16 protein-coding genes are annotated in these 19,900 nt (G+C 69.0%); 9 read left to right on the forward strand and 7 right to left on the reverse strand.

The window, feature by feature from the left end:
- Positions 1-4: 4 nt before the first annotated feature.
- Entirely contained in the window at positions 5-1,597 is a 1,593-nt protein-coding gene (locus BM349_RS18155) for an AMP-binding protein (protein WP_091709090.1), read from the reverse strand.
- 204 nt (positions 1,598-1,801) lie between these two features.
- On the opposite strand from BM349_RS18155, the gene BM349_RS18160 reads away from it, so the two are divergent.
- The 5 genes from BM349_RS18160 to BM349_RS18180 are packed head-to-tail and all read left to right on the forward strand — an operon-like array spanning position 1,802 to position 6,986.
- The gene (locus BM349_RS18160) at positions 1,802-2,776 is read left to right on the forward strand and encodes a phosphodiester glycosidase family protein (protein ID WP_091709511.1); all 975 of its coding nucleotides are present in this window, start codon (positions 1,802-1,804) and stop codon (positions 2,774-2,776) included.
- 16 nt (positions 2,777-2,792) lie between these two features.
- Positions 2,793-3,965 carry a bifunctional glycosyltransferase family 2/GtrA family protein gene (locus BM349_RS18165; protein WP_091709093.1) on the forward strand — a complete coding sequence of 391 codons (1,173 nt, stop codon included), beginning with the start codon at positions 2,793-2,795 and terminating at the stop codon, positions 3,963-3,965.
- Complete coding sequence (locus BM349_RS18170) at positions 3,962-4,567, forward strand: DUF4956 domain-containing protein (protein WP_091709096.1); 606 nt, start codon at positions 3,962-3,964, stop codon at positions 4,565-4,567. The genes BM349_RS18165 and BM349_RS18170 overlap by 4 nt, the downstream gene beginning before the upstream one ends.
- On the forward strand, positions 4,564-5,421 hold the full coding sequence (locus BM349_RS18175; protein WP_091709099.1) for a polyphosphate polymerase domain-containing protein: 858 nt from the start codon (positions 4,564-4,566) through the stop codon (positions 5,419-5,421). The genes BM349_RS18170 and BM349_RS18175 overlap by 4 nt, the downstream gene beginning before the upstream one ends.
- Entirely contained in the window at positions 5,403-6,986 is a 1,584-nt protein-coding gene (locus BM349_RS18180) for a carbohydrate-binding domain-containing protein (protein WP_091709101.1), read from the forward strand. Before BM349_RS18175 ends, BM349_RS18180 begins: the two co-directional genes overlap by 19 nt.
- 121 nt (positions 6,987-7,107) lie before the next feature.
- On the opposite strand, the gene BM349_RS18185 is transcribed toward BM349_RS18180, so the two are convergent.
- Positions 7,108-8,184: a Glu/Leu/Phe/Val dehydrogenase family protein gene (locus BM349_RS18185; RefSeq protein ID WP_091709102.1), complete on the reverse strand. Its 1,077-nt coding sequence runs from the start codon at positions 8,182-8,184 to the stop codon at positions 7,108-7,110.
- Positions 8,185-8,464: 280 nt separating this feature from the next.
- Here BM349_RS18185 and BM349_RS18190 point away from each other — a divergent pair, with 280 nt between their 5' ends.
- Together BM349_RS18190 and BM349_RS18195 are read left to right on the forward strand one after the other, a co-directional pair.
- Positions 8,465-8,848, forward strand: coding sequence for a VOC family protein (locus BM349_RS18190; protein WP_091709513.1), 384 nt, complete (start codon positions 8,465-8,467; stop codon positions 8,846-8,848).
- A 49-nt stretch (positions 8,849-8,897) separates the two neighbouring features.
- Entirely contained in the window at positions 8,898-9,374 is a 477-nt protein-coding gene (locus tag BM349_RS18195) for a YbaK/EbsC family protein (RefSeq protein WP_091709104.1), read from the forward strand.
- On the opposite strand, the gene BM349_RS18200 is transcribed toward BM349_RS18195, so the two are convergent.
- The 4 genes from BM349_RS18200 to BM349_RS18215 are packed head-to-tail and all read right to left on the reverse strand — an operon-like array spanning position 9,361 to position 14,553.
- On the reverse strand, positions 9,361-11,283 hold the full coding sequence (locus BM349_RS18200; protein WP_091709107.1) for a glycogen debranching N-terminal domain-containing protein: 1,923 nt from the start codon (positions 11,281-11,283) through the stop codon (positions 9,361-9,363). The two genes, BM349_RS18195 and BM349_RS18200, sit on opposite strands and share 14 nt — an antisense overlap.
- Positions 11,280-12,191, reverse strand: coding sequence for a carbohydrate ABC transporter permease (locus BM349_RS18205; RefSeq protein WP_091709110.1), 912 nt, complete (start codon positions 12,189-12,191; stop codon positions 11,280-11,282). The genes BM349_RS18200 and BM349_RS18205 overlap by 4 nt, the downstream gene beginning before the upstream one ends.
- Positions 12,188-13,288, reverse strand: coding sequence for a carbohydrate ABC transporter permease (locus BM349_RS18210; protein WP_091709112.1), 1,101 nt, complete (start codon positions 13,286-13,288; stop codon positions 12,188-12,190). The genes BM349_RS18205 and BM349_RS18210 overlap by 4 nt, the downstream gene beginning before the upstream one ends.
- Before the next feature lie 11 nt (positions 13,289-13,299).
- A complete protein-coding gene (locus BM349_RS18215) occupies positions 13,300-14,553 on the reverse strand; it encodes a sugar ABC transporter substrate-binding protein (protein WP_091709114.1) in 1,254 nt (417 codons plus the stop codon).
- 202 nt (positions 14,554-14,755) lie between these two features.
- Between BM349_RS18215 and BM349_RS18220 the strand changes: the two genes are divergently transcribed.
- Positions 14,756-15,775, forward strand: coding sequence for a LacI family DNA-binding transcriptional regulator (locus BM349_RS18220; protein ID WP_091709515.1), 1,020 nt, complete (start codon positions 14,756-14,758; stop codon positions 15,773-15,775).
- A 122-nt stretch (positions 15,776-15,897) separates the two neighbouring features.
- A complete protein-coding gene (locus tag BM349_RS18225; protein ID WP_091709116.1) occupies positions 15,898-19,053 on the forward strand; it encodes a M14 family metallopeptidase in 3,156 nt (1,051 codons plus the stop codon).
- A gap of 29 nt (positions 19,054-19,082) precedes the next feature.
- Here BM349_RS18225 and BM349_RS18230 read toward each other — a convergent pair whose 3' ends face one another.
- Positions 19,083-19,865, reverse strand: a complete 783-nt coding sequence (locus tag BM349_RS18230; RefSeq protein ID WP_254774001.1) for an IclR family transcriptional regulator — start codon at positions 19,863-19,865, stop codon at positions 19,083-19,085.
- Positions 19,866-19,900 lie beyond the last annotated feature (35 nt).

A 19,900-nucleotide genomic window follows, 5' to 3' on the forward strand; every position in this document is an offset into this window, starting at 1 on the left:
CGGGTCAGACCGCAGCGGTCTCCCGAGCCCTGAGGTCCTTGCGGAGGATCTTGCCCGAGGTCGACTTCGGGATCACATCGATGAACTCGACGCGACGCACCTTCTTGTGGGGTGCGACGTTCTCGGCGACGAACGCCTGCACGTCCTCCTCGGTGAGGACGGAGTCCGGCGCGGCGACGATGAAGGCCTTCGGGATCTCCTGCTTGTCGTCATCGAGGACGCCGATCACGGCGGCATCCATGATCTTGGGGTGCGACAGCAGCAGGGCCTCGAGCTCTGCCGGAGCGATCTGGTAGCCCTTGTACTTGATGAGCTCCTTCACCCGGTCGACGATCGAGAAGTAGCCGCCCTCGTGGTACACGCCGACGTCGCCGGTGTGCAGGAACCCATCGGCGTCGAGGGTCTCGGCTGTGGCATCCGGCTTGTTGAGGTAGCCGAGCATCACGTTCGGTCCCTTGATCCAGATCTCGCCCGGCTTCGTGGTGCCGCCGTCGCCGATCTCGGTGATCTCCTCGCCGGTCTCGGTGTCGATCAGCTTGCACTCCTGGTTCGGCAGGAGCGTCCCCACCGAACTGACCGGGATGTCATCGCGGTCGTACGGCATGGCGTGCGAGACCGGACTGAGCTCGCTCATCCCGTAGCCCTGCATCATGCGCGCGTGGATGCGGCGGCCTGCGGCCTCGGCCGTGTCGCCGTCGAGGGGCGCGGCGCCGGAGAACACGGTGTGGACGGTCGAGATGTCGAACTGGTCGACGATCGGGTGCTTGGCCAGGGCGACCGCGATCGGCGGAGCGATGTACAGGTACGTGCAGCCGTGGGTCTGGATGTTCGTCAGGAACTCCACCAGATCGAACTTCGGCATCGTCACGAGGCTCGCCCGCTGCCGCAGCGCCAGATTCAGCAGCACGGTCATCCCGTAGATGTGGAAGAACGGCAGCACCGCCAGCACGCGGTCGGTGTCACGCAGGTCGATGCTGGCGCGGCACTGCTGCACGTTCGCGACCAGATTGCGGTGCGTCAGCATCACGCCCTTGGGAATCCCGGTCGTTCCCGACGAGTACGGCAGCACCGCGATGTGAGTCGCCGGGTCGAAGGTCACCTCCGGTGCCGGGCTCTGCTCGGTCAGCAGGTCGCGCAGGTTCGGGTGACCCTCCGCACCGTCGAGCACGATGAGATGGTTATCGGCGATGCCGACAGCGGATGCCGCGGCCTTCGCCTGCGGGAGCAGAGGAGTCACCGTGATCAGCCACGTGGCACCGGCATCCCTGAGCTGCTTCTCGATCTCACCGGCGGTGTACAGCGAGTTGATGGTCGTCACGATCGCGCCCACGCGGAGGATCCCGTGGAACACCGTCGCGAACGCCGGCGCATTCGGGCACAGCAGCCCCACGACGGTCTCGGTGTCGACGCCGCGAGCCGCGAGTGCTCCGGCGAACGTGTTCACCTGGGCGCGCAGCGCACCATATGTCGTCTCGGCTCCGGATGCCGGGTCGATCAGCGCGACCTCGCCGAGTTCGTCGTCGGTGAGCGAGGAGAAGAGGTACTCGTAGACGCCGACGTCGGGGATCTCGACATCGGGGAACGAACTGGTGAACATGCGGTCTCCCTTGACTCGCGAAGCAGGACACGTTCATCCTGCCACCCCTGAGACCAGGTGGCACGGGGTGTGAGACCCCGTCTCGCGGTCGGGGCGCAGCGAGCCGTTGCGTCTCACCAGCAACGCACAAGCGCTGGCGAGAATCGGCATAGGGCCGGTCCGTATCCATGAATCATGGACCCGACACGCCCGAACCCCACCGACATGCCCGCGCCGACCCGCAGGAAGCGCCGCAGGCTCCGCAACGGCATCATCGCCGGCTCCCTCGTCGTCATCCTCGCAGCCGGCGGAACCGCAGCGTGGGCCGCCGACCGCTTCCTCATCGAGCACGTCGAGATCGCCGATGTCTCCGAGTACGAGGCGGAGAACTCGACGGTCGCGACGGACACCGCCGAAGAATCCGCGGAAGCCTCGGACGCCACAGAGGCGGTGCTGACCGACACGTCGTACACCGATGGCGACACCACGATCACGATCTCGACCGTCACCACCGGAACAGGCGCCGACACGCTGACGTACTACGTCGCTGACGTCGTGGTCGACGACGCCACGCAACTGCGATCTGCATTCGCCAAGGACCAGTTCGGCGAGAACATCACCGAGAACACCAGCACGATCGCCGCGGCCAACGACGCGATCCTCGCGATCAACGGCGACTACTACGGCTTCCGCGACACCGGCATCGTGATCCGCAACGGCGTCGTCTACCGCGACGACGGAGCCCGCGAGGGGCTCGCCTTCTACACCGACGGTCACGTCGAGGTGTACGACGAGACCACCACCACGGCCGAAGAACTGCTGGCCGCCGGAGTCTGGAACACCCTGTCGTTCGGGCCCGCGATCGTCGAGGACGGAGCCGTCGTCGACGGCATCGAGAGCGTCGAGGTCGACACGAACGTCGGCAACCACTCGATCCAGGGAGAGCAGCCGCGGACGGCCGTCGGCCTGATCGACGAGAACCACTACGTGTTCGTGGTCGTCGACGGCCGCGACGAGGGCTACAGCAGAGGGGTCACGCTCACCGAACTCGCCGAGATCATGACCGGCCTCGGTGCGACCACCGCGTACAACCTGGACGGCGGCGGCTCGTCCACGATGTACTTCAACGGCCAGGTCGTGAACCAGCCGTCCAACGGCGCAGAACGCGGCACCAGCGACATCCTCTACGTGGCCCAGTGACGGACGCGGCAGACCGATGATCGTCCTGATCCCCGCCTACGAACCCGACCGGCGGATGGCGGACCTCGCGAGCGCGCTCCTCGACCGGGATGCCGACATCGAGGTCGTCGTCGTCGACGACGGCAGCGGCCCGGCTTTCACCGCGGTCTTCGACGCCGCGCGCGCAGCGGGAGCGCACGTCCTCCGGCACGACACGAACCTCGGCAAGGGCGTCGCCCTTCGGACCGGCTTCAGTCACGTGCTCGAGGCGTGGCCCGGCGAGGACGTGGTCACCGCCGATGCCGATGGGCAGCACACCACGACCGACATCGTGCGCATCGCCGACGAACTCCGTGCGGATGCCGCGGCCGGACGCGCCGCGCTCGTGCTGGGCTCCCGAGACTTCCGCGGCGACGTGCCGCTGCGCAGTCGCTTCGGCAACGCGGTGTCACGCGGACTGTTCCGCGTTGCCGCCGGATGGCGGGCCTCCGACACCCAGACCGGGCTGCGGGGCATGCCCGCGGCCCTGCTGCCGTGGCTGCTCGAGCTGCCCGGCGACCGGTTCGAATACGAGACCGAGATGCTGCTGCGCCTGCGCCGCGCCGGCCACCAGGCACGGGAGATCCCGATCGAGACCGTGTACCTCGAGCAGAACGCGTCGAGCCACTTCCGCCCGATCGTCGACTCGCTGCGCGTGACCCTCCCACTGCTGCTGTTCACCGGCTCGTCGCTGCTCGCATTCCTGATCGACACGGTCGCACTGCTGCTGCTCAGCTTGCTGACCGGCTGGCTGGTGGCATCCATCATCGCGGCCCGCCTGCTGAGCGCCTCCGTCAACTTCGCGGTCAACCGGCGCTTCGTGTTCCAGCGTCAGGGTCGCCGCCACGCGATCCGGCACGTCCTCAGATACGCGCTCCTGGCCGGTGCGCTGCTCGCATCGAACATCGTCTGGATGGATGCCCTCACAGGATTCGGCCTGCCGCTGATCGTCGCGAAGGTCGTCACCGAAGCCGTCCTGTTCATCACCAGTTACCAGGTGCAGCGCCGCTTCGTGTTCGGCGCGGCGGGTGCCCAGCTCGCACAGGAGACCGATGCGGGAGACGTCACCGCGTCAAAGGAGGGCCATAGGAGGCGCATAGGCGCTCGGCTTCGAATGGAATCACCGACCCCGATGCGACCCGACGCGCACCACCTCGAGAGGACCCCATGAACCCGACGCTCTTCCTGATCGGCATCGATCTGGCCGCCGCCGTCATCCTGAGCCTGGCGATCTACTATCGCCGGCACCGCCGCCGCGACCTGGTCGTCGCGTTTCTCGGGGTGAATGTCGGCGTGCTCGCCGTGACCACCGTGCTCGGCTCGAGCGAAGTGGCCGTCGGCCTCGGTCTCGGCCTGTTCGGAGTGCTCTCGATCATCCGACTGCGCTCGTCCGAGATCTCCCAGCGCGAGGTCGCGTATTACTTCGCGGCGCTCGCGATCGGTCTGGTCGCGGGGCTCCCTGCCACCGAGGTCTGGATTCCGACCGCGCTGATCGCCCTCATCCTCACCGTGATGTGGGCTGCCGACCACCCGCGCCTGCTCGGACGATCGCGTCACCAGATCATCCACGTCGACCGCGCGATCGCAGACGAGGACGAGCTGCGCGCCGAGCTCGAGCACCGGCTCGGAGCCACCGTGACCTCGCTCACCGTGCAGCACCTCGACCTCGTCGACGACACGACGCTCGTGGACGTGCGCTTCCGACTCGCACGGGCTAAGGCGACCGCGACCGCGGGCGAGCGGGAGCAGCTCCTGATGGGAGCGGTGCGATGAACACGACCGCTCTGGACCTCGACCGATTCGCACCGATCGACCTCGACGCGCTCGTCTCGGAGGCCGCGCTCATGACCCGCGTCGATCGCAAGTACGTCGTGAGCCGGGATGCCGCCGCCGATGTGATCACGACTCTGGATGCCGGCATCCGAGTCCTCGACATGGACGGAACCCGCGCGTTCCGCTACGAGTCGGTGTACTTCGACACCCCCGACCTGCTCAGCTTCCGGATGGCCGCCCAACCGCGTCGCCGCCGGTTCAAGCTGCGGACCCGGACATACCTCGACACCCGGACGGCGTTCCTTGAGGTCAAGACCCGCGGCGCGCGCAGCGCGACCGTGAAGGACCGGATCGGCTATGAGCCGTCCGAGCGACGCCGGCTGACCGAGGAGGCCCGCGGATACGCCGCTGACGCCCTCGACGCGATCGGCGTCAGCGCCGGCCGTGCCGACGACCTCGGCGTCCGCCTGACCACCCTGTATCGCCGCGCGACCTTCGTCTCCGGCGACGGGAGCGCCCGCTCCACGGTCGACACCGACCTCGAGTGGCGCGATGCGGCGGGCCCGTCGCTGCGCGCTCCTGCGATGGCGATCATCGAGACGAAGTCGGGGGCTGCGGCGTCCGAGTTCGACCGGGCCCTGTGGAGGGCCGGGCACCGCCCGGTGAGCATCAGCAAGTACGCCACCGGCCTCGCGGCCCTGCACCCCGAGCTGCCCCGCAACAAGTGGGCGCGGCTGCTGCGCGGCCCGTTCGCCGACGCCCCGAAGACCCAGTCGCCAGCCCGACCCGATCCGTCCGCCCGACCCGATCCGTCCGCCCGAACAAAGGAACCGACATGCGCACACGCCGCCTGATCCTGCCCGCCATCCCACTGTCGATCGGCGCCCTCGTGCTCGCCGGCTGCGCCGCCACCGCCGCCACGCCGGCCGCGACGACGGCATCAGAACCGACGAACGAGGTCACGATCGCCGACACGACCGGCACGAACGCCGAAGCGGTGCTCGCAGCGAACGAGGATGCCACCGTCGTCAGGGACGACGAATGGTCTGCCGCGGATGCCGTCGACATCACGCTCACCGGCGACAGCGCCACGACCACGGCCGACGGCGTCGAGGTCTCGGCCTCGACCGTCACGATCACTGCGGCGGGCGTCTACCGGCTCTCCGGGTCGCTCGCCGGCGCGGTGACCGTGTCGGCACCCGAGGATGCACAGGTGGTGCTGATCCTCGACGGCGTCGACATCGAGAACCCCGACGGCGCCGCCATCTCGGTGCTCACCGCCGACGATGTCGCCGTCTCGCTCGCCGACGGCAGCGACAACACCCTCGCGGATGCCTCGGCCTACGCGGAGGACGCCGATGTGAACGCCGCCCTGTTCAGCGAGGCGGACCTCACGATCTCGGGCACGGGGTCGCTCACCGTGAACGGGAACGGGAACGATGGGATCACGAGCGAGGACGACCTCGCGATCCTCTCCGGAGACATCACGGTCACCGCCGCCGACGACGCGCTGCGCGGGAAGGACTCGCTCACGATCGAGGGCGGCACCCTCACACTGCAGGCGGGCGGAGATGCCCTCAAGAGCGACAACGATGAGGAGGACACCCGCGGATACGTCGTCATCGCGGGCGGTGAGATCACCGCATCCGCCGCCGACGACGGCATCGACGCGACCACCGACGTCGTGATCACCGGCGGCTCGCTCTCGGTCTCGGCCGAGGGCGATGGAGTCCACGCCGACGTCGCCGCGGCCATCGCCGCAGGAACCGTCGTGGTGGAACAGTCGAATGAGGCGCTCGAGGCCGCATACATCTCGATCGAGGGCGGAGACGTCGCGCTCACCGCATCCGATGACGGCATCAACGCGGCAGGACTGGCCGCGGCGACCGACGGCGGCGGTGGCGGCGGCGGAGGCGGGATGGGCGACACGGGCGAGACCCTCGACATCAGCGGAGGCACCGTCTCGGTCGACTCCGGCGGAGACGGCCTCGACTCGAACGGATCGATGACCATCACCGGCGGAACCGTCACGGTGTCGGGGCCGACCAATGACGGGAACGGTGCCCTGGATGTCAACGGCACGTTCGCAGTCACGGGCGGTACCGTGCTCGCAGTCGGCAGCTCCGGCATGGCGGTCTCGCCGGGAGACGGCTCGACCCAGGCCTGGATCTCGGCGCTCGCGTCGGGAAGTGCGGGAGACACGGTCGAGATCGTCGACGCTTCGGGCGCGGTGGTCGCGAGCTTCACCGCCGAGAAGGAGTTCGGATCGGTGGTCTTCACCTCCGCCGACCTGGTCGACGGAGCGACCTACACGGTCAACGTCAACGGCTCGGCCGCGGCGACGGTCACCGAGGGGACCGCGACCGCAGGTGGCATGGGCGGGATGGGCGGCGGCCCCGGTGGTGGTCAGCGACCCTGACGCCGGGCACGACGGGCCCCGCCGGCGGAAGCGTGCCGGCGGGGCTCAGCCGCGAAGGCGTGCCGGCGGGGCCGGCCTGCGAAGGCGTGCCGAGGCTCAGGCGGCGATGGCGTGTCGGGGCTCAGCCGGCGAAGGCGTGCTGGCGGGCTCCGGCGGCGAGTCGCTCGGCGGCCAGGCCCTCCGCGGCCTCCAGCGGTGTGACGCCGCGCGACTCGGCCTCGTCGAAGATACGGCGGACGGTGTCGCCGATCGCGGCGACGCGGCCCATGATCTCGTCGCGGCTGCCCAGGTGCTTCGCCTCGAGGTCGAGGTAGATCACACCACCCGCGTTCACCACGAAGTCGGGTGCGTAGAGGATGCCGCGCGCCGCGAGACGATCGGCGCCGGAGTGGTCGGCGAGCGGGTTGTTCGCGGGGCCGCACACCGCGCGCGCGTCGAGCGTGTCGATGACCTCGTCGGTGAGGAGCCCGCCGATGCCGGCGGGCACGAACACGTCGGCCGGCACGAGGTGCTCTTCGCCCGGTGCGATCCAGTCGGCGCCCAGCTGCATCGCCAGGTCGCGCTTGGCCGGGTTGACGTCGGTCACGGTGAGGCGCGCACCCTCGGTGCTCAGGCGGACGGCGAGCCGGCTGCCGACCTGACCCATCCCCGAGATCGTGATGCGGCGGCCGTCGACGTCCGACGATCCCGTGACCCGTTCGAGAGTGGCGCGAAGCGACTCGTACACACCGAGGCTCGTCGGGCCGGCAGGCTCGCCGGAGCCGCCGCCCGCCTCGGGCAGCCCGACGACGTGGCTGGTGCGCTCGCTCACGGTCTGCATGTCCTCAGTGGTCGAGCCCACGTCCTCCGCGGTGCGGTACAGGCCGTGCAGCGATTCCACGGCGTCGCCGAGGTCGAGGAAAGCGGCCCGGCGCCTCTCGGAGCCGAGCACCGTGCCCGGGGGCAGCGCGATGACCGACTTGCCGCCGCCTGCATCGAGGCCGGCCGCCGCGTTCTTCAGCGTCATGGCCGCAGACAGGCGCAGGGCGTCGCCGAGCGCGTCGCTCCAGTGCGGATAGCTCCACAGTCGTGCCCCGCCGAGCGCCGAGCCGAGCACCGACGAGTGCAGTGCGACGGCGATGAACAGTCCGCTGCGGCGGCCGGTCAGGGTCTCGACGCGTTCGTGGCGGAAATCGGGCAGTGGCAGGGTCCTAGACATGGTGGTCCTCGTCGATCAGCCGCCGGGGTGTCCTGGGCGGACACCGTCCTCGTGGGATTCGGCGGGCGTGTGCGGATGGGCAGCATCGCGGCATCCACCTCTATTGCACCACCGCCGCGCCGATTGATCAACGTGCCGCGCAGAAACTGAGCAATCTGCGCACGAGAGCGGGGGCCGGGCACGTCAAGTCGCGCGATCCGCTCGGTGCCTACCGCGGCGTGATCCAGCGGAGTACCGTTCGGCGCATGGGGATATGAGCTGGTCAGACAAGGAGGCGACCATGTTCGAGAATGCACGAGGCGCCGGGGTCATCGCGGCGTCGGATCTCGAGCGCGCACGCTCGTTCTACGAGGGTGTGCTGGGGTTGAGCCCGGCGGAGGAATCTCCGGCGGATGATGAAGCGGTCTTCTACCGGTTGGGCGGGGTCCCGCTCATGGTCTACCGGTCGGGATTCGCGGGAACAGCGAAGAACACGGTCTTCGCGATCGAGACCGACGATCTCGCCGGTGACATGGATGCGCTGCGGGCGAAGGGCGTGGTCTTCATGGACTACGACTTCCCGGGGCTCACGACCGTGGACGGCGTGGCCGAGCTCGGCGGAGAGAGATCCGCGTGGTTCGCCGACAGCGAGGGCAACATCCTCGCGCTGAGCCAGCGCAACTGAGTCAACGCCTGCGGGGCAGAGGGGGAGCGGATCGACCTATTCTGAACGGGTGACCGATCAGCTCCCTGCCCGCAGCCGCATCGTCCATGACGCACTTCGAGCAGCCGGGATCACCGGCGAGATCGTCGTGCTTCCGGATGCCGCATCCACCGCGCCGCTCGCCGCCGCCGCCCTCGGCGTCGAGGTCGGAGCCATCGCGAACAGCCTCGTCTTCTGGTCGGACGACGCACCGCTCCTCGTGATGACCAGCGGCGCGCACCGCGTCGACACCGGTGCGCTCGCGGAGCGCACCGGACGCGGGAGCATCCGTCGCGCCACAGCCGAACAGGTGCGCGATGCCACGGGCCAGGCAATCGGCGGCGTCGCCCCGGCCGGGCATCCGTCTCCGCTCGTGACGATCGTCGACGAGGATCTGGTCGGCTACCCGGAGATCTGGGCCGCCGGCGGCACGCCGCACACGGTGTTCCCGCTGACGTTCGACGAGCTCGTCGCGCTCACGGGCGGCACCGTGCTCAAGGTCGACTGACGCCGCGTCGTCGCTCGACGATGTCGGCGGCGGTGATCGCCGCAGCTGCCGACCAGGCCTGCGGCCGGCATGCCGCCGGGTAGGGCGTCGGCACCGGAGTATCGGCTGCGGAGTCGCCGGAGTGCAGCTCCGGCACACGGAAGCCGAAGCCCTCGGCCGCGGCGAGCATGCCGTCCACGACCAGCTCCGCCTCGTCGGTCAGACCCGCCAGGGCCATCCCGCGCGCGATGATCGCGGTGTCGTGGGTCCAGACGCTGCCCCCGTGGTAGCTGAGCGGCCAATAGCCGCCGGCATCCGTCGACATCGTCCGCACGCCGTACCCGGACAGCATCGACGGTCCCACCAGCATCGCGGCGACGGCCTTCTCATCGGCGGGGTCGAGGATGCCGGTGCCCAGAAGGTGACCGATGTTGCTCGTCAGTGTGTCGACGGGTCGCTTGCGGGCGTCGAGGGCGATCGCGGGGTAGCGGCCCTCCGGAGTGCTCACCCAGTAGAACTCGGCGAAGCGCTGCTTGAGCTCTGCCGCCCATTCCCGGAGCCGCGCCGCGCCCGGCTCACCGAAGTGGTCGAGGAGCTCAGCGCCTGCGACTGCGGCCTCGTACGCGTATCCCTGCACCTCGCACAGCGCGATCGGTCCCTCGGCGAGTTCCCCCGATCGCCACTGGATGGAATCCCCGGAGTCCTTCCAGCCCTGATTGGCCAGGCCATGACCGGTCTCGTCGATGTAGTCGATGAACCCGTCGGCGTCGCCGTCGCCGTGCTCCAGGAGCCAGTCAAGCGCGCTGCGCAGTGCCGGCAGCAGGTCGCGCACCTCGGCCTCCGGCATCCCGGTCCGCCACGCGTCCGCGAGCAGACAGATCCAGAGCGCGGTGGCATCGACCGTGCCGTAGTACACCGGAGGCAGCACGATCCCTTCGCCCGGCATGGCGAGGGTCTCGCCGCGGAGCTCATGCAGGATCTTGCCCGGCTGCTGCGCCGACTCGGGATCGGTGCGCTCGCCCTGGAAGCGCGCGAGGACGCGGAGCGTGGATGCCGCCATCCGGTGACCCAGCGGCAGGGCGAGGCGCGCGGCCCACAGCGAATCCCGCCCGAAGAGCGTGAGGAACCACGGTGCACCGGCGGCGAAGAACTCGTCGTCGGGGCCGTCGGGCAGGGTGAGGCGCAGCGCGTCGAGGTCGCCGAGCGCGGTCCGCAGCCACCGATTCAGCCGCGGATCGCCGCCCACTTCGGGGACCGTCCACCCGGCGGGATGCCGCGCGCCGTGGACCACCAGCGAGGGGTCATCGAGCGTGAGCTCGCACGACAGTTCGACGGAGCCCCGGTGGTCCAGCTGCAGCGGCCACATCAGTTCGACAGCGCCGTCGATCGCCGAGATCGTCGCACCCGGTGCGGTGAGCGTGAATCCGCGGTCGCCCGACTCCACTCGTGCGCGACCGCCGTCCCCGTCGTGGGTCAGGTTCCACGGCCGCTCCGCGACCAGACCTGCCTTGACCTCCTGCAGCGGCGCGAACTCGGGGACGAGTCGGAGCCGGACGTCGGTGGCGACCGAGCCCGCGGCGTGCGAGGTGATCGTCACCGTGTCCTGAACCCGGCCGTCCTCGACCGTACGGCTGCGGAGAATGCGCACTTTCGGGTCGGGGGAGTCGTCGTCGACGCCGCGCAGCAGACCGCCGAAGACCACGTGCGAGGCGCTGTGCGGCGCGACCGAGATCCACTCCGGCCGAGATCCGCCGCAGGTCAGCGCGTGCTCGCGGATCTGCCGCGTGTCGCCGTGGTACACGCCGTGGATCGCGCTCTCGCCCAGGTCGCCGCCCCCGCCCGACCAGACCTGCGTCGGCGCCCGCAGGGCGACGACGGCATCGTTCAGCAGCGGCTGCCGCGGATGCTCGACGATCGCTGACTCGCTCATTCCTTGACCGCACCCTGCGCGCTGTTCATGATGCGCTTCTGGAAGATGAAGAACATCACCGCCACCGGGATCGTCATGATCAGGGCCGCCGCGAGCTTCAACGGATACTGGGTTCCCTGGCTCAGCTGCCCGCCGGCGAGGGATGCGACGCCCTTCGTCAGCGTCGTCAGCTCCGGCGACTGCGTCGACACGATGAAGTGCGACAGCTCGTTCCACGAGCCCTGGAACGACAGGATCACGATGGTGATGAGCGCCGGCCTCGCCATCGGGAGCACCACCGACCAGAAGATCCGGAACGTGCCGGCGCCGTCGATGCGCGCCTGCTCCTCGACCGAGACCGGTATCGACTCGAAGAAGTTCTTCATGATGAAGACTCCTGCGGCGTCGACGAGCAGCGGCAGGATCATCCCGGCGTACGAGTCGTAGATGCCGAGCTGGTTGATCACCAGGAACCTGGGGATCAGCAGCACCACGCTCGGCACCGCCATCACGGCGATGACAGCCGCGAACACGAAACCCCGTCCGCGGAACTGCAGTCGGGCGAGCGCGTACCCGGCGAGCGAGACGAAGAAGACCCGCAGGAGGGTGACGCAGACCGTCACGATCGCCGAATTGCGGAACCACACCGGGAAGTCGCTCCGTAGGAACAGCCGCTCATAGGCCGCGGTCGACCACACCTGCGGAATGAGCGAGACCGGACTCACGGCCGCTTCGGCATCCGTCTTGAACGACGTCGAGACCTGCACCAGGAACGGGTAGATGTAGATCAGCGAGATCACGATCAGCAGCGCGTAGAGCGCGATCTGCCAGCCGAGCTTCGCGGTGCTGCGACGCGCCTTGATCTGCGGTCGAGGCGGAGGTCCCTGCGGAGCCAGCATCTCCGTCTGGTCGACGCTCATTCCGGTCATGGTCGAGTCTCCTTGGGCTGGTACTGGCGCGCACGGCGCGCGGACACAGGTCGGTCACGCAGGGCCCACCGCTGGAACAGCGTCAGCAGCACGATGATCGCGAACAGGATGAACGCGATGGCGGCACCCTGCCCCCAGTCCTGGTCGAGGAACGAAGCGTCGTACGACAGGTACGCCGGCGTCAGCGTCGTCTTGGCCGGCTGGCCCTTCGTTCCGGTGTAGATCTGATCGAACACCTGCCAGCATCCGATCAGCCCCAGTGTCAGCACCGTGAACAGCGCGGGTTTGAGCTGGGGGAGGGTGACGCGCCAGAACCGCTGCCACGCGTTGGCGCCGTCGACCATCGCCGCCTCCTGCACCTCGGGACTGATGTTCTGCAGCGCGGCGAGGAACAGCAGCATGAACGTGCCGCTGGTGGTGAAGATCGCCATGATGATGAACACCGTCATGGCGACGGACGGTCCGGCGATCCAGTTCCACCACGACAGGCCGAGGAAGTCGTTCTGCGTGAGGGCCGCAGGCCCGTCGGTGATGCCCACCGCCCCGAAGAGGATGTGGAGCAGGCCTCTCGGATCGGCGAGCCAGTTGGGACCTGCGATGCCGATCGCGCCGAGGATCTCGTTGACGACGCCGCTCGTGCTGAACAGGAAGATGAACAGCACGGTGATCGCCACCGAGGCGGTCACCGACGGGAAGTAGAACGCCGTCCGGAAGAAGCCGCGGCCCCGGAGGATCGCGCCGTTCACGAGCACCGCGAGGAAGAGCGAGAGGGCCGTCTGCAGGGGCACGACCAGCAGCACGTACCACGTGTTGTTGCGCATGGCCGTGCCGAAGTCGCGCGTGGCCAGCCCGTCGCCGGTCGTGACGGCCGCATAGTTCTGCAGGCCGACGAAGCCGACGTTCGACGAGAACGGGCTGCCCCGTCCCGACCAGTCGGAGACGCTGACCCACAGGGCCATGACCACGGGGATCAGCAGGAAGACGCCCAGGATGAGGATCACCGGGAGGGTGAACACCCATCCCGCGAGCGCCTCGCCGCGCCGGATCCCCGATCGGGTGTTCCGTGCGCGGCGAGGCGCCGTTGCGGTCGCAGTCATGGCTCAGGGCCTCAGTTGACGATCGCCTCGAGGTTGGACTGGACGGAATCGAGGATCTGCTGCGGATCGCCCGTCTTCAAGCCCTGGAGCTCGGAGTTGAAGTCGGTGATCACGTCCGCGGTGCCGTCGTAGGTCGGGATGCCCTGGGCGTAGTCGGCGCCCGCCAGGAACGCGGCGAGCTTCGGGTTGTCGCTCGTCCACTGGTCGGCGGCCGACTGGATCGAGGGCATGACTCCGAACGCCTTCGAGAACGCGAGCTGCTGCTCGGTGCTCGTGAGGTACTCGGCGAGGTCGAGGGCCGCCTCCTGGTTGGGGCTGTCGGCTGCCATGCCCAGGCAGTTCGTGAACTGGAGCGTGCCCTTGCCCGCCGGACCCTCCGGCAGCTCCGTCACGACGTAGTCCACGTCCGGGTAGTCATTGGTCATGGCACCCGTGATCCAGTTGCCTTCGATCGTCATCGCGGTCAGCTGCTTGCCGAAGGCCTCACCGCCCCAGCCCGCACCCACGTCCTGCGCGTACGCGAAGCTGCCGGCCGCCATCTGATCCTTGATGTAGGTGAGCGCGTCCACGTTCTCCTGGCTGTTCGCGATCGCCTCGCCGTCCGCGACGAGACCGCCGCCGGCCTGCGCCATGAACGTCCCGATGCGCTGCCACTCCCAGCCGAAGCCGAGGCCGACGACGCCGTCCTTCGTGAGGGTCTTGGCGACGGTCGTCAGCTCGTCCCACGTCGTCGGGATGTCGTCGTCGGTCAGACCCGCGGCATCCCACAGTCCTTTGTTGATGACGAGGCCGAGTGTCGAGAAGTCCTTCGGGGCGCAGTAGAACTCGTCCTCGAACGTGAAGTTCTCCACGAGCGACGGGTAGAAGTCGTCCTTGTTCTCTAGCAGGTCGCCGTAGGGCTGGAGCGACCCGTTGCCGGCGTATCCGGCGAGCGCCTCGGGCGCGAGATAGAAGAGGTCGGGCGGGTCGCCGGCAGCGAACCCCTGGGACAGCTCCTGCGGCAGGTCGGTGGCGACCTTCACCTCGGCGTCGACTCCGGACTCCTCCGACCACGCCGCGACCGCTTCGGTGACGGCATCCGTCTCGGCGTCTCCGCTGGTGCCGATCAGGAGCGTGATGGCATCGTCCGACGAGGTGAGCCCGCCGTCGCCGCTGCCGGCATCGCCGGAGTCGTCGAAGCCCGAACCGCCGCATCCGCTGAGCACCAGCGCGGCGGTGACCGTGAGCGCTCCCGCGCCCGCGAGGACGCGAATCTTCCTTGTCATGTCTGTCTCCCTTGAAGAACATCTCAGGCGGTCTCGTGGTGCCGGGGCCGCGAGCGCGCTTGGAACGTTCAAACTTTGAACGATCAAATTCCTGCGCTCACTGAAAGGTAGAAGTCGATCCGAGTGAATGTCAACCCCTTGCGCGCTACGCTGGCGATGAACTTTGAACGTTCCGATGCCTGTATTCGCGGGAGGGATGCCGATGGCCAAGCCGCCGACGGTCGAAGACGTCGCCCGCGCCGCCGGGGTCTCGCGACAGACCGTGTCGAACGTGATCAACACTCCCGGAATCGTGCGCGCCGAGACCCGCGAACGTGTGCAGCGCGCGATCGCCGAACTCGCGTATCGCCCGCACGCCGCCGCGCGGCGACTGCGCACGCGCCGCAGCTCGACGATCGGCATCCACCTCGATCCGTACTCCGGCGGCATCTCCGGGGTCATCCTCGACAGATTCGTGCATGCGCTCACTGAGCGTGCGAGCGAGCGCGGGATGCGGGTGCTGATCTACAGCGCACGGAGCGCCGATGAGGAGATCGAGCGGCTCGGCGGACTCGTCGACGGTGCAGAGATCGACGCGGTCGTGGTCACAGGCACGTTCTTCGGGGATCCTCGGACGGGATGGCTGCTCGAGCGCGACGTCCCGTTCGTCTCGTTCGGCCGGCCGTGGGGCGGCGGTGACGTCCAGCGCTCCGCGCACACCTGGGTCGACGTGGACGGAGCCTCCGGAACGCGAGCCGCCACCCGGCACGCGATCGCGACTGCGGGGCCCCGGGTCGGCTTCTTCGGCTGGCCCGCCGGAAGCGGAACGGGCGATGACCGCGAGCGGGGGTGGCGAGACGCGATGGCCGAGGCCGGTGCCGATGGTCCGCGATTCGAAGCCGTCGACGGCCTCGCGCATGCGCGCGACGTGATGACGGCCGCCTTCGCCGAACCCGACGTGCTGCGAAACCTCGACGCCCTCGTGTGCGTCAGCGATTCGCACGCGGTCGGCGCGCATCTGGCGGCGGCCGATGCAGGTCGGCGGAGCCTTCCCGTGATCGGCTTCGACAACACCCCGGTCGCCGAGGCGCTGGGCATCTCGAGCATCGAGCAGTCGCCGGAACTCGTCGCCGCGGCGGTGCTGGATCTGCTCATGGGCACCACCGGTCACGCCGTCACGCCGCGCGACCGCGAGTCGGCACCTCAGCACGTCCTCGTGGAGCCGCGCCTGATCGTCCGGTAGCAGCATCCCTTGACGACCGTGCATCGGAGGGCGGAGGATGAGGACGATTCGCGTCGTGCCACCCCCCGGAACGAACGCTTGAAGACTCCGGCATACGGGCACCGCGTCACAAGGGAGTGCGCATGTTCCGCAGGCTTGCCGTCGCCACAACCGCAGCATTGGTCCTCACGATGCTCGTCGCCACACCGAGCATGGCGAGTCCGCCTCCTCCGCCACCCGGTGACCAGGACCGGCTTGCCGTGTACACGGGCACCGTGGGCGTGGAAGGGCTGGCGGCGATCGTCGGCCTGGGTGTCGACCGGAACGAGCTGGTCACCACTCCGAGCGGCGAAGTGTCCGGGCAGGTCGACGTTCAGGTGATCCTGAGCGGGGACCAGGCGGCGCGCCTGGCCGAGGGCGGCACGGCCCTCGAGGTGAAGGCGCCGTCCGCGCAGCGACGTTCGCTGGATGCCGCCGACGGGGTGTTCCGCATGTACAGCGGACCGGGTGGAATCCTCGAGGAGCTCCAGGCGATTGCCGCCGAGCACCCGGACATCGCCCAGTTCCGAGTGATCGGCAAGACCGTGCAGGGCAAGGACATCGGCGCGGTGCGACTGACCAAGAACGTCGCGAAGACCAAGGACGGCAAGCGCCCCACCACCGTGTACATCGGCGCGCAGCACGCCCGCGAGTGGATCACCCCCGAGATGGTGCGGCGACTGCTCTCCTACTACGCGGACTCGTACGGCAGCGACCGGCGGATCAAGAGCATCGTGGACACGACCGAGCTCTGGTTCGTGCCGGTCGCCAACCCCGATGGCTACGACTTCACCTTCAGCGAAGGCCAGCGACTCTGGCGCAAGAACCTCCGTGACAACGACGGCGATGGGCAGATCAGCGTCGGCGACGGAGTCGACCTCAACCGCAACTACCCGACACGCTGGGGCTACGACAACGAGGGCTCCTCACCCGACCCGGCGAGCGACACGTACCGTGGCCCCGCGCCCGCGTCGGAACCCGAGACGCAGGCCATCGACGCCCTGTTCGCGAAGGTCACACCGGAGTTCCTCGTGAATTACCACTCCGCGGCCGAGCTCCTGTTGCACGGAATCGGATGGCAGGTCGCGACGCCCTCGCCGGACGACGTGATCTACGAGGCGATGGTCGGCGACGATGCGACCCCCGCGATCGCCGGCTACGATCCCGACATCTCGGCGGAGCTGTACACGACCAACGGCGACACCGATTCGCACACCCAGGAGGCGTACGGAACTCTCGGATTCACGCCGGAGATGGGCACCTGCGAGTCGGCGTCGGACGTGTATCCCGACGACGAGTGGTTCGCGGAGGACTGCGAGAGCGGCTTCAACTTCCCCGATGACGAGGGGCTGATCCAGGCGGAGTTCGAGAAGAACATCCCGTTCGCCCTTGCCGTGGCGGAGTCGGCGAAGGACCCGAACGACCCCGTCTCGGTCGTCGGCCGGGATGCCGAGGACTTCCGGCTGGACTCCTTCACGGTGTCCTACGGCGATCCCCAGACGGTCGCGGTGTGGGCCAAGCGCGATCTGCTCGCCAAGTTCATGAACTACCGGATCAACGGCGGGCCCATCAGGATCTCGACCGTCAAGGAGTGGAAGGGCGGCGAACGGTACGGCGACGAGAACGTCGACTACTACGCCGAGTACCGCGGCACGGTCAAGGGAGCCAAGGCGGGCGACAGCGTGGAGGTGTGGTTCACGGCGCTCCCATCGGCGCGCGACATCGTCGCCAACCGCAAGGTGAAGAAGGTCGAGAGCGGGCACTTCACCTACCAGGTGGCGCAGGACACCGGCAATTCGGTGCTGATCCTCGCCAACGAGGACTACACGGGAGTCAACCCCGAGGAGTCCCCGCGCGGCGACGGCCCGAAGTACCTCGACGAGCACATCGCGGCGCTCGAGGCGAACGGTGTCACCCCGGACGTGTGGGACGTCGATGCGAACGGCGTGCCGCACGACCTCGCCGTGCTGAGCCACTACGACGCCGTGCTCTGGTACCTGGGCGACAACCGGCTGACGCAGGATCCGGAGGACGTGGTCACCGAGACGTACTTCGGGGACTTCGAAGACGCCTCGGTGGCGGAGCGGCAGCAGTATCTGACGCTCGCCGTGCGGGACTACCTCAACGAGGGCGGCAAGCTCGCACTCGCGGGGGAGACGGCGGCCTATTACGGACAGCTCGGGGCGGCGCTGGGCGGGATCTACTACGGCCTGGACGGCCAGCCCGACCAGGAGTGCGTCGTCACGGGGGACCCGTTCTCCGACTGCCTGCTGCTCGCCGACGACTTCACCCAGTACTGGATGGGGGCGTACGGCCGCACGCCGGTCGGAGCCGACGGGATCACGGGGACGGCTGCGCCGCTCGACGGCCTCGAAGCCCTCTTCGGCGGAACCGCGACAGAGGAGAACCCGGTCGATGAGGCCAGCGCGCTCACAGTGACCAGCGACGCGCTGCCGGTCGACGAGTTCCCGCAGTTCGAGAGCTGGGCGGCCGCGGAGTATCAGAACCCTTCGGGTCCGTTCATCCCGATCGAGGGTCTCTGGGCGATGTTCGCCGCGCACATCGATGACGGCTACCAGCGACTCAGCCGCACGTTCGCCGTGCCCGAGCTCGGAGCGGGTGATACCGCTACGTTCGATGCGCAGCTCTCATACGCCACGGAGTTCGGCTACGACAATGTCATCGTCGAAGCCAGGCCGGTCGGCACCGAGGACTGGACCACGCTGCCCGATCTCGGCGGGGCCACCTCGACCACGCCGCCGGCGGAGTGCGAGGCCGGCTTCTACGTCGAAGGCCACCCGCAGCTCGAGCACTACCTCACCGTCGCGAACCCGTGCCTGTCGACGGGGACGACCGGCGAATGGAACGCATTCACCGGTACATCCGGCGGCTGGATCCCGGTGTCGTTCGACCTCAGCGCGTACGCCGGGCAGGAGGTCGAGATCGTGGTCAGCTACGTCACCGACGTCTTCACCGGTGACACGGGCGTCATCGTCGATGACACCAGGCTCGTCCTGAACGGCGTCGCGAGCGAAGCGCAGGGCTTCGAAGAGACCGTCGAGCCGTGGACAGTGCTGCCGGCCCCCGAGGGAAGCCTCGAGAACACCGGGGAGTTCACGCGCACGACGGTCGAGGGTCCGTTCAACGCCGCCACCGCGACGCCGGACACGGTCCTGCTCGGATTCGGCCTCGAGCAGCTCGACTCGGATGCTGCGCGCGCCGAGGTCGTGGCGCGCCTGCTCACGCACTTCGCCGGGTAGCGGGCTCCGCGGAACGGGGGAGCGCGGCATCAGCGCCGCGCACCCCCGATCCGGCGACCCAGCTCGCTCGCCAGCGGCGCGATGTGGGCGGCGAGCGCGGCGGGATCGCGCGGCGGATCCGTGGGATAGGTGACGGCGATCGCGGCGATCGGCCAGCCGACGTGATCGAGCACTGCGACCCCGACCGACCCCAGCCCGATCGTCACCTCGCCGTCCTCGAGCGCGTATCCGCGTCCGCGCACGTCGCGCAGCACGTCGCGGAGCTCGCCCGGCCTGCTCGGACCTCGTCCCGTGCGGTCGGCGAATGATGCGGCATCCGGATACAGCGCGCGCACCTGCTCGCGGGGCAGCGCGGCGAGCATCGATCTGCCCGACGCCGTGAGGTGCGCGGGCAGCCGCACGCCGACATCCGTGACCAGGGCGGGGCGGCGCGGGGCGCGCTCTTCGACGATGTAGAGCACATCGCGGCCGGTCATCACGGCGAGGTGCGCGCTCTCGCCGGTTCCGTCGGCCAGCGCCGCGACCAGCGTCCGGCCCACGTGTGCGAGCGGCTGCTGACGCGCGTACCCGCCGGCGAGCTCGAAAGCCGCGGTGCCCAGACCCCAGCGACGCTCGGCGGCGAGGTGCACCACGAAGCCGTGCTCCTCGAGGGTCGCGAGCAGGTGGTAGACGCTCGAGCGCGGCACCCCCAGCTGCGCGGCGATCGTCCGAGCGGCGATCGGACCGCGCTGACGCGCGAGCAGGGACAGGATCCGCAGCGTCTGATCGGCTGCCGGAACCTGAGGTCGAAGCGGAGGCGAAGTGTCTGGCATGACAGACACAGGATGCCAGACTCCACTGTTCCGCG

This window comes from Microbacterium sp. cf046 (assembly GCF_900114345.1).
In the GTDB taxonomy this organism is placed as follows: Bacteria; Actinomycetota; Actinomycetes; order Actinomycetales; family Microbacteriaceae; genus Microbacterium.